The organism is Leuconostoc rapi, from assembly GCF_016908715.1.
Classification (GTDB): Bacteria; Bacillota; Bacilli; order Lactobacillales; family Lactobacillaceae; genus Leuconostoc; species Leuconostoc rapi.
In genome coordinates this window covers 15,937-30,470 of sequence record NZ_JAFBEK010000005.1, presented here as the reverse complement: position 1 = coordinate 30,470, position 14,534 = coordinate 15,937, and the positions used below count along the sequence as shown (strand labels likewise).

Here is a 14,534-nt window from a genome sequence, read left to right as displayed (position 1 = left end):
GCCTAGTGAAATGACTTACAGCGTTTTAATAATTGAAGACGACCCAATGGTTGCAGAGATTATCAGCCAATTTTTAAATCAGACAGCACATGCACTATTTGCCCCTGTTACAATAGTTGGACGTCTAGAAGAGGTGCAAGAGCGTGTTGATTTGTCAACGATAGACTTATTATTGATAGATGTCTATTTACCTGATGGTAAAGGCACAACGTTTTTGACTGAACTACGAAACAAGCATATTTCAGTTGCGACAATTATGATTACAGCTGCAGATGATCGTGAAACTTTCAGGCAAGCAATGACAAATGGTGTGATCGATTATTTGATTAAACCATTCCAAATGCAGCGCTTCAATCAAGCCATACAAAAATTTTTAGTTTTAGAAGAAATTGCCTTACGCAAAGAAAAGCTATCTCAGCGAGACGTTAATCAATATTTTCAAGGTGAAGCAAAAATTGAACCGTTAGCTATGGACTTACCAAAGGGCATTTCCGAATTAACTTTGAAGTTGATTATCGCAACAATATTTTCTTTTTCAAAGACTTTTTCGAATCAAACACTTTCTCAGCAGGTCAAGTTATCACGTGTGACAACTAAAAAATATCTAGATTATTTAGTAGAAAATGCGTTTTTAACTGTTAAAGTAACGTATCTGGATGTTGGACGACCTTTATCATGTTATAAAATCAACCCTTTAAAATATGAGGCATTACGGCGTTTAACAATTTGAACGGACAGACCATGATATAATAAAATCATTAAATTTAAAGGGATCTATGATGATTATTCAACAAGCTATCTTACACATTCTTGATACAAATACAGGTAACTTAATTGCTTCTCAGGGTGAAATGTCAGTTGAAAATGTCGGCGTTCATGATTATATTGAAAAATTAGTAAACAAAATATATCATGGTGATGTTAAAACTGGTACATTAGCTTCTGAAACATATTTACAAAGGATGATTTCAAATCAAAATTTCCCAGAGATGACCACACAACTAGCTACCAAGTTATTTGATATTATTGCGGGTAGTGATGCAATTCAGTCAGGTGATTTATTAAGTTTCAGAGCCATAACAGATGATGGCCCAATTTTTGGTTTGATCAAATTAAATTATTCACCACGATACGCACATACTGTGGCATATGTTGCCGATCAAATGGTGAATAATTTGGTTTTGAATCAAACAGTACTACCTGCTGCAACGCAAAATGTTGATGAAGCGATTTTAGTGAATACAGAGACGAATCGCTATCATCTATTGGAGAAAAAACATCTCATTGATGGTCAGCGTGTAGCTTATTTTTCAGAAAAGTTTTTAAACATTATACCGGAAGTTTCTTTGAAGGAAAATATTCAAGTGATTAAACGTACGGTTAAAAGCGTCACTGAAAAATACGATAGTATGCCAGAACATGAGACACTGGCTTTAACTCAGTCAGCCATCTATGATGCATTAGAGGCCGGTAGTATTGATGCTGATGTGATTGCTGAAAAAGTCTTTTCAGACAATACCTCAGCCAAGGTGCTATACCAGGAAAAAATTGCTGATAAATTGGGGCATAAAGCAATAGCAGTTGAAAATGTTGCGAAATACGAAAAAAAGTACCGCGTTCAAAAATTTAAACTCGATTCAGGTATTGAAATTTCTATTCCAATGGCCATATATCAAGATCGTACGAAGGTTGAATTTGTTAACAATGCCAATGGGACAACGTCGCTAGTGATTAAAGACATTGAAACGATTTTAAATAAGTTCACGAGTTGATTTTTTTGAATTGGTGGTGTGATCTAGAACTGAAATGTGTTATTTATTGGTATAATGAAATAAATACGAAAGGACAGTATCAATGTTTACTGCTTTTAAATGTTGATCATGATGAAAATATGCCATACAAAGATTCCTATGTTGCTAAAATTCGTGAATTAGTTGGGCATGACTTTGAGTTAGTGATGCCAACAACAGATGTTTTGATTGAAAATGAAAAAGGCGAATTATTGATGATTTTTAATCGCGATTTTCAAGGTTGGGCCTTTCCTGGCGGTTATGTGGAACCGGAAATGTCATGGCAAGAAAATGCAGCACGTGAAGTGTTAGAAGAAGCAGGTGTGCATGCTGATGCTGATGATTTGAAACTCATTGGTACGATTTCTGGTAAAAATTATAAAGCCCAGTATCCTAATGGTGACATGGCTAAGCTGTACAGTAATATCTTTTTACTAGACCAGTGGGATGACGAAACCAGCAAAATCGACGTAACGGAAATTGATGCAAAAAAATGGGTTTCACCAAAAACAATTGACCATATGCATCTCACTTTTTCAGGGCAAGCAACCTATCGGTTATATTGTGCGTACAAAAAAACTGGGGACGCACAAGTTTTGACGATTGATCGTGAAATTCAACGTTTCTTGGATGCACAAAATGGAGAAATCATTGGTGTTAATAATTATCAAGATGCTTTAAAAGAACTGTCAAATGGTAAAAAGTTGACACACTGGATGTGGTTTGTGTTCCCACAATTACGTGCTTTAGGACGTAGTGAGCGTGCAATTTATTATGGCATTAAAGGACTACATGAAGCACATGAATATTTAGATGATGACATCTTAAGGGCTCGTTTAGAGGAAATCGTGGCAACAACATTGTCTTTACCGGGAGATGACCCAATTGCCTTATTTGGTGACATTGATGCTGTGAAATTTCAAGCAAGTTTGACCTTGTTTGGACAGGTTACCAATACAAAATTGTATCAAAATGCACTGGACAAATATTTTAATGGACAGCAGCATGTTGAGACACTTCAATTACTACAATAAAAGACGCAAAGCTTTGGTTAATAAAGGCTTTGCGTCTTTTTAAGAATAGGTCATGCACCGGTATAGTCTGGTGCTAATTTATTAACCGGTGGTGTGAATTTACGCATTGATTCAGCGAGATGAACAAAGTTTGTAACCAAATGATGGTTTGGTGCCTTTGTACCATGCGTATCTGCCAAATTCGCGATCCAGCCATTGATATAATCTACTTCTGTTGGGCGTCCTTTAACAAAGTCCTGATACATAGAAGGAAAATGTAATGGGTTAGCAACGTTTGAAACATAGTCTACTTGGGCAACCATATCATCGCGTGATTCAATTAACGTGATACCAGCTGCCTCAGCTGCATCAAATGCTTCGTTAATCAGTGGACGAGCGATACCTTCTAAAAAGCCATCATAAGCCATTAATTGTCCCATTCGTGATTGGAACATGGTTGCAATTGAATTTTCTACTGCATTGAAAAAGACTTTTGTTAGTAAAGTACCCATAAAGTTTTCAGTATAGCTGGGGTTTAAGTGTGCTGCTTTAAAATCAGCTTGTAAGGCATCCATAGTTGCAGAAGGCTTTTCAGTTAGATTCGCATAGACAGAGGAACCAGCGCCCTCGTCACCCATAAAATCAACATCACCAAAATCATTTAAAACAGTAGCAATCATTGCTGTGCCACCAATAATATGGTCATCATCAAAATATTTTTGCAGCTTTTCGATGTGTCCCATACCATTCATAGCGCCTAAAGCCGTCTGTCCATTTTTGAACTTAGGCGCTAAGCGGTCAAGTGTATCCTGTAATTGCATTTGTTTCATGAAGAAAACCCAGACATCTGGAGAACCATCATATGATTCTGGTGAGAAAATATTAATTTTTATTTGGTGTCGCTCCTTGTGATCACGTGATTTCCAAACTTTATTGCCTTGAGAAATAATTTTATCTAGGCTGGCTTGTGTTGGTTCAATAAAATCAACAACGACACCAGCATTTTCTTGGAGTAAAATACCATACCGCAACCCCATCGCTCCTGCGCCAACTATTGCATACTTCATATGTGTATTCTCCTTTTGATTATTAATGTTATTATTCTAATCTAATTCACATTTTATGTCAACCGTAATCTAATTTTTTTAACTAGGCACCCGCATTAATTTACCGTATAATAATAACCATAGTGTCGTTTAAACGTTGTGAATAAAGGAAGTTTAATATGTCTAAAGAAATTTACTTAACAGGTGATCGTCCAACAGGGAAATTACATATTGGTCATTATATCGGGTCATTAAAAAATCGTGTCAGAATGCAAAATTCTGGCGAGTTTTCACCGTTTGTTATGATAGCTGATACGCAAGCTTTCACTGATAATGCGCGCAATCCAGAAAAAATTCGCCAGTCATTAACGGAAGTTGCATTAGATTATTTGGCTGTCGGTATTGATCCTGAAAAAACCACAATATTTGTGCAATCACAAATTAAGGGTTTGTTTGAATTAACGGAATACTTTATGAATTTAGTTTCCGTTGCGCGTTTGCAGCGTAATCCTACTGTGAAATCCGAAATTTCACAAAAAGGGTTTAATGAGGGTATCCCAGCTGGATTTTTAACTTATCCCGTCTCACAGGCGGCTGATATTGCTATTTTTCGTGCTACCAAGGTACCAGTAGGCGATGATCAAGAGCCAATGTTAGAACAAGCGCGTGAGTTAGTACGTTCGTTTAATCATGCCTATCAATCAGATGTTTTAGTTGAACCGGTTGGCGTTTTCCCACCAAAGGGGCAAGGGCGTTTACCAGGTATTGATGGTAATGCTAAGATGTCTAAATCGCTTGGTAATGGCATTTATATTTCAGATGATACAGATACGATGGCCAAAAAGATTAAATCAATGTACACGGATCCATTGCACATTAACATCACTGATCCAGGACATGTGGATGGCAACGTTGTTTTCACTTATTTAGATATTTTTGATCCTGATAAACAACGTGTACAAGACTTGAAAGATCATTATACAGCAGGTGGATTAGGAGATATGAAGCTTAAAAAACATCTAATTGACGTGATGGAAGCAGAAATGGCACCTATCCGCCAACGACGTGAAACATATGCGCAAGATATACCTGCAGTGTTACGTATGTTAGAAGAAGGTTCAAGGCAAGCTAATTTAGTTGCCGAGGCGACTATGAAAGATGTTCGTCATGCAATGGGCATTGATTATTTTGGATAAATACTTATTAAAAATAGGTAGACACAGAGATGTGTCTACCTATTTTTGTGTTAATCACCGGTTGTTGGATCGATCGTTGTGCCATCATCAGTATCATCTGTTGTTGTGCTGGTACCATTATCACCAACAGGACGCAGTGACGTTGCTACCGTTGAAAGTGCAGTTGGAATCTTACCACCATAAGGTAACCCAGTTTTGCCAGGTTTTAATCCCAAAGCCTTTCGTGCCAAATTTGTTGTGCGTTGTTTCTCTTTTTGTGGAATAACTTCGTAAGACACATTATTACCTTCAGCATCGGGATAGCTTGTACCAACACCTTGCAAATGTTCTGTAACAATGTCATTTTTGGCATTAATATATTTGCTGGCCATCGTTGTCATATCACCAAAGGTCAGATCTGTGCGAACATTCTTTGAAATTGTAGACATGAACTTTTCATTTAATAAGGTAGAAACACTTGCTGATTTTTTAATCAGTCCTTCTAGCACGACGCGTTGTCGTTTTTGACGACCGTAATCGCCATCAGGATCATCATAACGCATGCGTGAAAAGGCTAAAGCTGCATCGCCGTTCATTCGTGTTTTAGACGCAGACCATGTTTCACCGTTATCATCAGAATGTTCATATTTATTACTATTCTTGTGGAATCGGTAGAGGTTAGGCCCATAATCATGTGCTGTTTCTTGGCTATAGGTGAAATCAATTGGTGAATCAACTGAAATACCACCAACTTGATCTACCATATTCGCTAAACCGCCCATATTGACTAAAGCGTAATAGTCAACGGGAATGTTTAGGAAAGCTTCAACTGTCTTGATAGAAGTAGCTGTTGAACCATAAGCATATGCTGCATTGAGTTTTTGAGGGAAAGTATCTTCATACCCAACAATTGAGACCATGGCGTCACGTGGTAGCGAAATCATGGTTGTTTTCTCGGTTTTCGGGTTAATTAGGAGCAACATCATCGAATCTGTCCGTCCACGATATGTCCGTCCTAACTCGCCGGTATCTGTACCGTATAATAAAACAGAAATTGGACGACCGCTTTTAATAATATTAGACACATTACGTGACTTTGTTAGACCAGCACCTGCATAGGATCTATCAATGACACCTTTAGTATTATGGATAGTACGCCAAACAAAAAAGCTAACGATAATTAAGATCGTGGCAATTAAAAGCAGGATGGTGTTACGTAATTTATGATTGGGATTCTGATAACGTTTTGAACGTGAATCTGGTTTAGAAGCCATTAGGGCAGCTCTCCTGATGTTTAGTTGTGTTGCGATGACAAGCAGACAAAACTCAAAATTAGCGTGTATTTGTCAAATAAAAATCAATTATTTATAATATACCTGATAGAGATAAAGACAACATTAAATTACGACAAATAATAATAGATTTAAAAGAAACTAATGTACCTAATGGTACAATTATTGTGACTAATAAACAAGAGAGTTAAGAAAATGTTAATCCAGCCTGATAAATTAAGAAAAATACTGATATTAATATTTAGCCTACTATTTCTAGCGTTAGCGATTCAAGTTAGATTTGATATGCTATTCATACATGTCATTGACAACGGCGCTACGTTAGTTATACAAAATTTAATACCGCAGTCCTTACAGCGGTGGATTAATTTTGGTGGTTCATTTGCTCACTATTGGATTGCTTTGCCGATTATGGGTGTTTTAGCGAGTTTACTTTATTTAATGAATTATAAAATTGCCATGTGGTGGCTGGTTATCACACAAGTGTTGGGTATGATACTCACATTGATCATATCTTTCGTGTTAAAAATCCACTGGGTAGATGGTCTTAAATTTGGACCTACAATACCAAATTTATTACTGCTCTGGTGGTTACAAATTCTAGCGATATGCGAGGTTATTATTATACCTCGTCTTATTACCAATCGGCGCGTGCGTTTTTTGATGACCGCAATAGCTATTACATTGTGGCTACTGATGTTAGTCGCTTGTGTACAAAAAAACGATATGCCCTTGTCAAGTGGTTTAGGGTCATTGTTTTTTGGTTATTTTTGGTGGCAATTCAGTGAGGAACAATATCGAAAACGTGCCAAACATTGGCGACGTGTGCTAGCAATTGACACGCTAATTTAAAAATGATATGATATTCAAGTTATCAAAGAGGTTGCAACCAACATAAATCGCGTAAATGAGCCTGCCATGGGTGTTGACGTTACGTTAAAGGGGCGGTTGCCGAAATAACATTCTTGGCAGAATGTTATTGGGCTAATAATTAATAGTTGTTAGACTGTCACGGCAGCGTGGTGTGCTTTGAAAAGTTGATGATATAATGACTTTTTAAACCTCTTTCTATGTATTAGAGAGGGGCTTTTTATTTGCCCCAATTAGGGAGAATTTTTTATGAGTGAACAAAATAGTGGCATGCAACGCAATCTAAAAACGCGTCATGTATCAATGATCGCCCTTGGTGGCTCAATTGGTACTGGATTGTTTGTCGCATCAGGGGCAACTGTTGCGCAGGCAGGACCATTTGGCGCCATTGTAGCTTATTTAGCCATTGGTGTCATGGTGTATTTTTTAATGACGAGTCTGGGTGAGATGGCAACTTATTCACCAACTTCAGGTTCGTTTTCTGACTATGCCGGGAAATATGTTGATCCAGCTCTGGGATTTGCTATGGGGTGGAACTATTGGTTTAATTGGGCAATCACATTAGCAGTTGATATTGTTGCTGTCGGTCTTGTTGCAGAATTTTGGTTTCCAGACACACCAGGGTGGATTTTCTCGGCTGTCGCTTTGATCTTTATCTTTTTAATTAACTTATTTTCTGTCGGTGCATTTGGGGAAGCTGAATTTTGGCTTTCAATGATCAAAGTCGTTACAATTATTGCTTTCTTAGTAGTCGGATTAGCCACAATATTTGGTGTCATTCATTCGGATGTTGATGTCGTTAAGAATCTATCTGTTGGTAACCATGGTTTTGTCGGTGGACCGCAAGCTATTTTGTCAGTCTTTGTTGTTGCTGGCTTTTCATTCCAAGGCACAGAATTAATTGGTATTACTGCAGGTGAGGCACAAGATCCTGATAAATCAGTGCCAAAGGCTATTAATCAAGTATTCTGGCGTATTTTATTGTTTTATATCTTAGCAATCTTTGTCATTTCAGCCTTAGTGTACTACCAAGATCCACGTTTATTAAGCTCATCAACAGAAAACGTTGCTGTCTCACCATTTACAATTGTCTTTAAAAACGCTGGTATCGCGTTTGCAGCAAGTTTGATGAACGCAGTTATTTTAACGTCCATTGTTTCTTCGGCTAATTCTGGATCGTATGCTTCTACGCGTATGTTGTATGCGATGGCACGTAAAGGCGAAGCACCCAAGTTATTTGCTAAGGTATCAAAACGTGGTGTGCCGGTCGCTGCACTAATCCTAACCACAGCTATTGGTTTGCTGGCATTTATTGCAAATACCAAAGGTGGCGCTGTGGCCTATACATGGTTGGTCAACGCTTCTGGGTTGACTGGATTTATAGCATGGGTGGGTATTGCCATATCACATTACCGTTTTCGACGGGCCTACTTGGCTCAAGGGAAGCAGTTGAGTGATCTTAAATATAAAGCCAAGTGGTTCCCCTTTGGACCAATTTTTGCATTAATTATTTCAATTGGTGTGATTGTCGGTCAAGATCCAGCAAGTTTTACAAAATTAAATTGGGAAAAAATTGGTGTGACTTATTTATCTGTACCCCTATTTGTGATTTTGTTTGTGGGATATAAGCTTCGCTATAAGACAAAAAAAATAAAGTTAGAAGATGTTGATTTGACACAAAATCGTTAAAAATTATCAGTTGGTATATTAGCTTGTTAAAGCTAATATACTTTTTTGCTATTACGGGATGAAATTTTTTTTTGGATCAGTTATCAATCAATAATTGATAAAAATGGGTGATTATAGATTAAAATAGCAATTATTTGGTAGAATCTGATATGCTGTATTTAGTAGTTAAGTAAATTGTGAGGTTGACAACATGGTAGAAACAAATAAAGTTGCTAAAAAACCAGTGGCTAAAAAGACAACCAAAAGAAAAAAATCAAAAAATCAAAAAAAGCTTGTTGTTGTCGAAAGTCCGGCAAAGGCGAAAACAATTGAGAAATATCTTGGTAGTACGTATAAAGTTGTTGCTAGTTTAGGGCATATTCGCGATTTGCCAAAATCAACACTGGGTGTTGATGTGGATAATGATTATGATCCTAAATACATTAATATACGTGGTAAAGGTGACCTAATTAAAGGTTTGCGAAAAGAGGCAAAAGCCGCTAAGATCGTTTATCTAGCAAGCGATCCAGATCGCGAAGGAGAAGCTATTTCTTGGCATTTGCAACACATTTTAGGCCTAGATCCTGAGCAGCCTAATCGTGTTGTTTTCAATGAAATCACAAAAGATACAGTGAAAAACGCTTTTAAAACACCTCGAAAAATTAATCAAGATCTTGTTGATGCGCAACAAGCACGGCGGATTTTGGATCGATTGGTTGGTTATTCGATTTCACCGATTCTTTGGAAGACGGTAAAACGTGGTCTATCCGCAGGACGTGTACAGTCTGTTGCCCTAGGATTAATAATTGCACGTGAGCGTGAGATTCAGGCATTTGAGCCAGAAGAATACTGGTCATTAGACTCTGAATTTAAAAAATCACGTCAAAAATTTAAAGCAACATTTTATGGATTTGATAGTAAAAAACAAGCGTTACCAGATAATGATAGTGTTCAGAGCGTATTAAAAAGTATTGACAAATCAGCTGATTTTGATGTCATAAAGGTGAACGCCAAAGAACGTAAGCGTAATCCGCAACCACCATTTACGACAGCAACGATGCAACAAACAGCCAATACACAATTGAATTTCCGCACACGTAAGACTATGATGGCAGCACAACAATTATATGAAGGAATCAACTTAGGTCGTGGTATTGGACAGGTTGGTTTGATTACTTATATGCGTACGGATTCAACACGAATTTCGTCAGTTGCTCGCCATGCTGCCGCTGTCTATATTCATGATACATGGGGCGAAGCTTATTCACAGCATAAATTGGTACAAGGTAAACTACCTGAAGGCGCACAAGATGCCCATGAAGCAATACGACCTTCGGATGTAACGATCACACCTAACAGTATCAAGGATAAGTTAACGCCAGATCAATTTAAACTCTATTCATTAATTTGGTCACGCTTTGTTGCTAGTCAAATGACTCCAGAAATTTTAGATACAATGGCTGTGACAATTGAACAAAACGGTGTTATTTTCCGAGCAAACGGTTCTAAAACAAAATTCCAAGGATTTACAAAAGCTTATCCTGCCGCTAAAGAAAAAGATAATGCTTTACCAGATTTGGCAGAAGGGGATCAGGTTAAATTAGCAAATATTAGCCCAGAGCAACATTTTACGTTACCTCCTGCCCGCTATTCTGAAGCAGCCTTAATAAAAGCATTGGAAGAAAATGGTGTGGGACGACCTTCGACTTATGCGCCAACACTCGATACGATTCAACGACGTAATTATGTTCGAATCGATGCCCGCAAATTCGTCCCTACAGAACTTGGTGAAATTGTTCAAACAATTGTCGAAAATAGTTTTCCAGATGTAACAAATATGAAATTTACGGCACGTGTTGAACATGAGTTGGACGAAATTGAAACTGGCGATAAACAATGGGTGCCTGTGATTGATTCGTTTTTTAAGCCTTTTTCAAAAGAACTTGAAATTGCCGAAGCCACTCTTGAAAAAGTGATTATGCATGATGAATTGGCGGGGATGGATTGTGAAATTTGTGGTGCGCCAATGCTTGTTAAAATGGGTCGTTATGGTAAATTCTATGCGTGTTCACGTTTCCCAGATTGTCGTAATACACAAACAATCGTTAAAGAAATCGGATTAATCTGTCCAAAGTGTGGTAAGGGGCAAATCATTGAACGTAAAACTAAACGCCAGCGTACATTTTACGGTTGCTCGCGTTATCCAGACTGTGATTTTGTATCATGGGAAAAGCCAACAGACAAAACATTGCCAGATGGCACAACGCCTAAGGATGATGCAACGTCTGATAAGGAACAGGACAGTAATTAACAGATGGACAATGAAGAGGGAACAGTATGAATCCAATCGTTATGATAAGCATTAGTTTACTAGCTGTTTATTTTGTATTTTGGCTGATTCGACCAATTAATTTTGCTAAATTTATGCCGTATACGCCAACACAAGCTATGTTTTTAAAAATTGTTATAGCGATTATTGGTGGGTACTTATTGGCTGGCTTTTTTATGTCAATGACCAATTGGGTCTTAGATATGCCAAATATGGTCAATGAACTATTTTAAATGATTTTAGGAGTGAGATTAATTTTAACTATATAGCTATCTTTTGAGTATTGTTATTTACTTAAAAAAATATGCGCCATGATTGACAACAATATCTTGATAGTTTATAGTTAATAACAATATAAACGTTGAAAAGATAAGTACTTTATAGCGTCTTAGTTAGAGAGCTCGTGGTAGGTGAAAGCGAGTAAGACGGCGGATTGGAAAATGGTCTTGGAGTTTTTTACTGATACGAGCAAACGGACACTCATATGTGTTACGTGTAAGTTGAAACCGGGTGTTTCCGTTAGCAAACAACGTATAACCAATAACTGCTACAGATGTTCTCGAAGGCAGTTAAAGGCGTACGTATGAAGGTGTATACGCGTGAGCGCTACACAAATACCGGGTGGTAACACGTCATTTAACGTCCCGTAGTATCAATTGATACTACGGGATTTTTTGTCGTCAAATTTTTATGTGCTCACAAATGTTTATATGATCAAAAAAATCAATTTGAAAGGAATTAACATGAAAACACAGTGTCAAATTAGCAAACACTTACATGGTAATCATATCGTCATGTGATGCAGAGCGTTGATAAGAATATGACTAACGCACGGAAACAATATTTAGGAGAATGTACTATGACAATCGAAACACCAACGCAATACAAGAACACACCTTATATTCATGATCATGTTGGGTCATTTTTAAGGCCTGACGCTTTGCGTGAAGCACGTTTAAATACCCCTTTAGATCAACAATTAGCAGATGCAGACTTTGAATTACAACAAATAGCTATCAAGGACATTGTGGCAAAACAAGTTGCATTAGGATATCAAGGTATAACTGATGGTGAATTTTCACGTAAATGGTTTCATGCTGATTTCTTAGTCGGGTTAGCGGGTGTTGATTTTTATCTATCAAAGGGCTACGGATTTGAAGGTGTTGATACAACAGCTGAAGATTTTAAAATTGGTGGTAAAGTTGGATTCAATCCTGACCATCCATTCTTCAAATCATACCTTTACTTACAAGATTTGGTGAAGTCATACAATGATCCATCAATTCAGGCAAAACAAACGATTCCCGCACCATCATTCTTGATTTTCGATTCGGGCCGTACGGATGAATACTTGAATGGTTACTCTGAACATTACACTAATCGTCAAGAATTCTTAGATGATGTGGCACAGGCCTATATTGACACAGCGTTACATTTTTATGAATTAGGCAATCGTTATTTGCAAATTGATGATGTCCCATGGGCAAACATTGCACAAACGTTAGCAACCACAAATGATCCTGAAAAACGTGCTAAGTTTGAGCAATATGCTGAAGAAATCATTTATGTGAATAACAAAATTTCTGATGCGTTGCCAGAAGACTATACATTTACGACGCATATTTGTCGTGGTAATTTTCGGTCGACATGGTTGTTTACTGGTGGCTACGACGCTATTGCAACATTTTTAGGACAGCTGCATGTTGATGGCTTGTTCTTGGAATTTGATGATGAACGCTCGGGTGATTTTGAAACATTAGGTGACATTTGGCATGGTGATAAAAATAAAAAGCTGGTACTTGGCCTAGTAACAACTAAAAATAGTGATTTAGAGGACAAAGGGGTGATTAAAGCACGCTTGGCAGATGCTGCAACGCACGTGCCCTTGGCCAATTTAGCTTTGTCCCCACAATGTGGTTTTGCATCAACTGTTGAAGGTAATGATGTATCAAGTGACAGTCAATGGGCTAAATTGAATTTAATCAAGGAAATTGCTCAAGACGTTTGGGCATGAGAACACATTGACAAGATGAGTAAAGTGTCCGTATGTAATAGATAATTCACGTCAATATACAAAGAGCAAAATACAATTAGTGTTTTGCTCTTTGTAATCGTATTATTTTTAATAAATGGGACACTTTTTCACAGGTTATAGTGCTAAAGATCGCTACATGATTCAAGAGCCTATATAACTCATGTTTCTCGGCTAAATACTGTTACTTAAGAATTATTAGTCGGCTAGAGTATTTGGAAAATAGCCAAAAATAGTGCCTAACTATGGTATAATTGACTAGATTATATAAGCAAGTTGGCACGGCAAAGTGCCCGTTTATCAAAATAATAATTTGGAGATTAAACATGGCAAAAGATATAGGCATTGACTTAGGAACAGCCAATGTGCTCATTTATGTTGAAGGTAAGGGTATCGTATTGAATGAACCCTCTGTTGTCGCGGTAGATGATAAAACAGATCGTGTATTAGCTGTTGGTTCAGAAGCCTATCGTATGGTTGGTCGTACGCCGGGGAATATTCGTGCTGTCAGGCCCTTAAAAGATGGTGTTATTTCAGATTTTGATGTGACTGAAGCAATGTTGACTTATTTTGTGGATAAATTGAATGTTAAAGGTTTTATGTCAAAGCCAAACATTATGATTTGTGCCCCAACTAACATTACAGAAATTGAACGCAAAGCAATTATTCAGGCAGCCGAGAAGGCTGGTGGCGCTAAAGTATATCTCGAATATGAGCCTAAGGTAGCTGCTGTAGGCGCAGGCCTAGATATTTTCAAACCTATTGGGTCAATGGTTATTGACATGGGTGGTGGTACTTCTGATATTGCGGTGCTATCTTTAGGCGATATTGTCGTTTCCGAGTCAATCCGTGTAGCCGGTGATAAAATGAACTTTGACATTGTTGGTTATTTAAAGCGCCGGCATAATTTAATTGTTGGTGAACGTACAGCTGAAACAATCAAGATTCAAATTGGCTCAGCACTCCCTGTCGATGAACCGTTGACAATGGAAGTTCGAGGCCGTGATAATTTTGAAGGCATGCCTAAAACAATCACAATTCATTCAAATGAGGTTGAAGAAGCACTGCATGACACTTTACAACAAATTGTTCGTGCTGCGCATTCTGTTCTAGCTAAGTTACCGCCAGAATTAGCTGCTGACATTATTGACCGTGGAATCATGCTAACTGGTGGCGGCGCACTCCTTCATGGCATGGACCAGTTATTGGCTGATGCGTTAGAAGTGCCGGTTGTTGTTTCTGATTCACCGCTGGACAATGTGGCCAAAGGTGCCGGTGCACTTCTTGAACATATGAAATCAAACCATAAAGGGTTATAA

The 14,534-nt window shown here is 37.8% G+C and carries 12 protein-coding genes and 1 riboswitch; of the genes, 10 read left to right on the top strand and 2 right to left on the bottom strand.

The genetic code is table 11. The features are described from left to right. Positions 1–10: 10 nt before the first annotated feature. From JOD28_RS06005 to JOD28_RS05995, 3 genes are all read left to right on the top strand, one after another. Complete coding sequence (locus JOD28_RS06005; RefSeq protein WP_204769931.1) at positions 11–730, top strand: response regulator; 720 nt, start codon at positions 11–13, stop codon at positions 728–730. A gap of 49 nt (positions 731–779) precedes the next feature. Then, positions 780–1,772: a nucleoid-associated protein gene (locus JOD28_RS06000; protein WP_204770013.1), complete on the top strand. Its 993-nt coding sequence runs from the start codon at positions 780–782 to the stop codon at positions 1,770–1,772. A gap of 119 nt (positions 1,773–1,891) precedes the next feature. Beyond that, on the top strand, positions 1,892–2,824 hold the full coding sequence (locus JOD28_RS05995; protein ID WP_204769930.1) for a DUF1810 family protein: 933 nt from the start codon (positions 1,892–1,894) through the stop codon (positions 2,822–2,824). Positions 2,825–2,874: 50 nt separating this feature from the next. On the opposite strand, the gene JOD28_RS05990 is transcribed toward JOD28_RS05995, so the two are convergent. After that, positions 2,875–3,870 (bottom strand): ketopantoate reductase family protein, encoded by a 996-nt coding sequence (locus tag JOD28_RS05990; protein ID WP_204769929.1) that lies wholly within the window; start codon positions 3,868–3,870, stop codon positions 2,875–2,877. A 158-nt stretch (positions 3,871–4,028) separates the two neighbouring features. On the opposite strand from JOD28_RS05990, the gene trpS reads away from it, so the two are divergent. Then, on the top strand, positions 4,029–5,045 hold the full coding sequence (trpS, locus tag JOD28_RS05985; protein ID WP_204769928.1) for a tryptophan--tRNA ligase: 1,017 nt from the start codon (positions 4,029–4,031) through the stop codon (positions 5,043–5,045). Positions 5,046–5,095: 50 nt separating this feature from the next. On the opposite strand, the gene JOD28_RS05980 is transcribed toward trpS, so the two are convergent. After that, positions 5,096–6,298 carry an LCP family protein gene (locus JOD28_RS05980; RefSeq protein WP_204769927.1) on the bottom strand — a complete coding sequence of 401 codons (1,203 nt, stop codon included), beginning with the start codon at positions 6,296–6,298 and terminating at the stop codon, positions 5,096–5,098. A gap of 213 nt (positions 6,299–6,511) precedes the next feature. Between JOD28_RS05980 and JOD28_RS05975 the strand changes: the two genes are divergently transcribed. The 6 genes from JOD28_RS05975 (at position 6,512) to mreB (ending at position 14,534) form a co-directional block, all read left to right on the top strand. Then, entirely contained in the window at positions 6,512–7,168 is a 657-nt protein-coding gene (locus JOD28_RS05975; protein ID WP_204769926.1) for a phospholipid phosphatase, read from the top strand. A gap of 17 nt (positions 7,169–7,185) precedes the next feature. Continuing rightward, a riboswitch (Lysine riboswitch) is annotated at positions 7,186–7,354 on the top strand. Positions 7,355–7,435: 81 nt separating this feature from the next. Continuing rightward, positions 7,436–8,875: an amino acid permease gene (locus JOD28_RS05970; RefSeq protein WP_204769925.1), complete on the top strand. Its 1,440-nt coding sequence runs from the start codon at positions 7,436–7,438 to the stop codon at positions 8,873–8,875. A gap of 190 nt (positions 8,876–9,065) precedes the next feature. Beyond that, the gene (gene topA / locus JOD28_RS05965; protein ID WP_204769924.1) at positions 9,066–11,165 is read left to right on the top strand and encodes a type I DNA topoisomerase; all 2,100 of its coding nucleotides are present in this window, start codon (positions 9,066–9,068) and stop codon (positions 11,163–11,165) included. A gap of 26 nt (positions 11,166–11,191) precedes the next feature. Next, positions 11,192–11,416, top strand: coding sequence for a DUF1146 family protein (locus JOD28_RS05960; protein ID WP_204769923.1), 225 nt, complete (start codon positions 11,192–11,194; stop codon positions 11,414–11,416). Between the two features lie 626 nt (positions 11,417–12,042). Next, a complete protein-coding gene (locus JOD28_RS05955) occupies positions 12,043–13,197 on the top strand; it encodes a 5-methyltetrahydropteroyltriglutamate--homocysteine S-methyltransferase (protein ID WP_204769922.1) in 1,155 nt (384 codons plus the stop codon). Positions 13,198–13,541: 344 nt separating this feature from the next. Further along, complete coding sequence (gene mreB, locus JOD28_RS05950; protein WP_013103081.1) at positions 13,542–14,534, top strand: rod shape-determining protein; 993 nt, start codon at positions 13,542–13,544, stop codon at positions 14,532–14,534.

What these genes read in the sequence shown, in the direction of transcription:
- JOD28_RS05955 (WP_204769922.1), top strand. Translation starts at nt 12,043, where the DNA reads ATGACAATCGAAACACCAACGCAATACAAGAACACACCTTATATTCAT.
- JOD28_RS06005 (WP_204769931.1), top strand. Translation starts at nt 11, where the DNA reads ATGACTTACAGCGTTTTAATAATTGAAGACGACCCAATGGTTGCAGAG.
- JOD28_RS06000 (WP_204770013.1), top strand. Translation starts at nt 780, where the DNA reads ATGATTATTCAACAAGCTATCTTACACATTCTTGATACAAATACAGGT.
- topA (WP_204769924.1), top strand. Translation starts at nt 9,066, where the DNA reads ATGGTAGAAACAAATAAAGTTGCTAAAAAACCAGTGGCTAAAAAGACA.
- mreB (WP_013103081.1), top strand. Translation starts at nt 13,542, where the DNA reads ATGGCAAAAGATATAGGCATTGACTTAGGAACAGCCAATGTGCTCATT.
- JOD28_RS05995 (WP_204769930.1), top strand. Translation starts at nt 1,892, where the DNA reads ATGCCATACAAAGATTCCTATGTTGCTAAAATTCGTGAATTAGTTGGG.
- JOD28_RS05960 (WP_204769923.1), top strand. Translation starts at nt 11,192, where the DNA reads ATGAATCCAATCGTTATGATAAGCATTAGTTTACTAGCTGTTTATTTT.
- trpS (WP_204769928.1), top strand. Translation starts at nt 4,029, where the DNA reads ATGTCTAAAGAAATTTACTTAACAGGTGATCGTCCAACAGGGAAATTA.
- JOD28_RS05975 (WP_204769926.1), top strand. Translation starts at nt 6,512, where the DNA reads ATGTTAATCCAGCCTGATAAATTAAGAAAAATACTGATATTAATATTT.
- JOD28_RS05970 (WP_204769925.1), top strand. Translation starts at nt 7,436, where the DNA reads ATGAGTGAACAAAATAGTGGCATGCAACGCAATCTAAAAACGCGTCAT.
- JOD28_RS05980 (WP_204769927.1), bottom strand. Translation starts at nt 6,298, where the DNA reads ATGGCTTCTAAACCAGATTCACGTTCAAAACGTTATCAGAATCCCAAT.
- JOD28_RS05990 (WP_204769929.1), bottom strand. Translation starts at nt 3,870, where the DNA reads ATGAAGTATGCAATAGTTGGCGCAGGAGCGATGGGGTTGCGGTATGGT.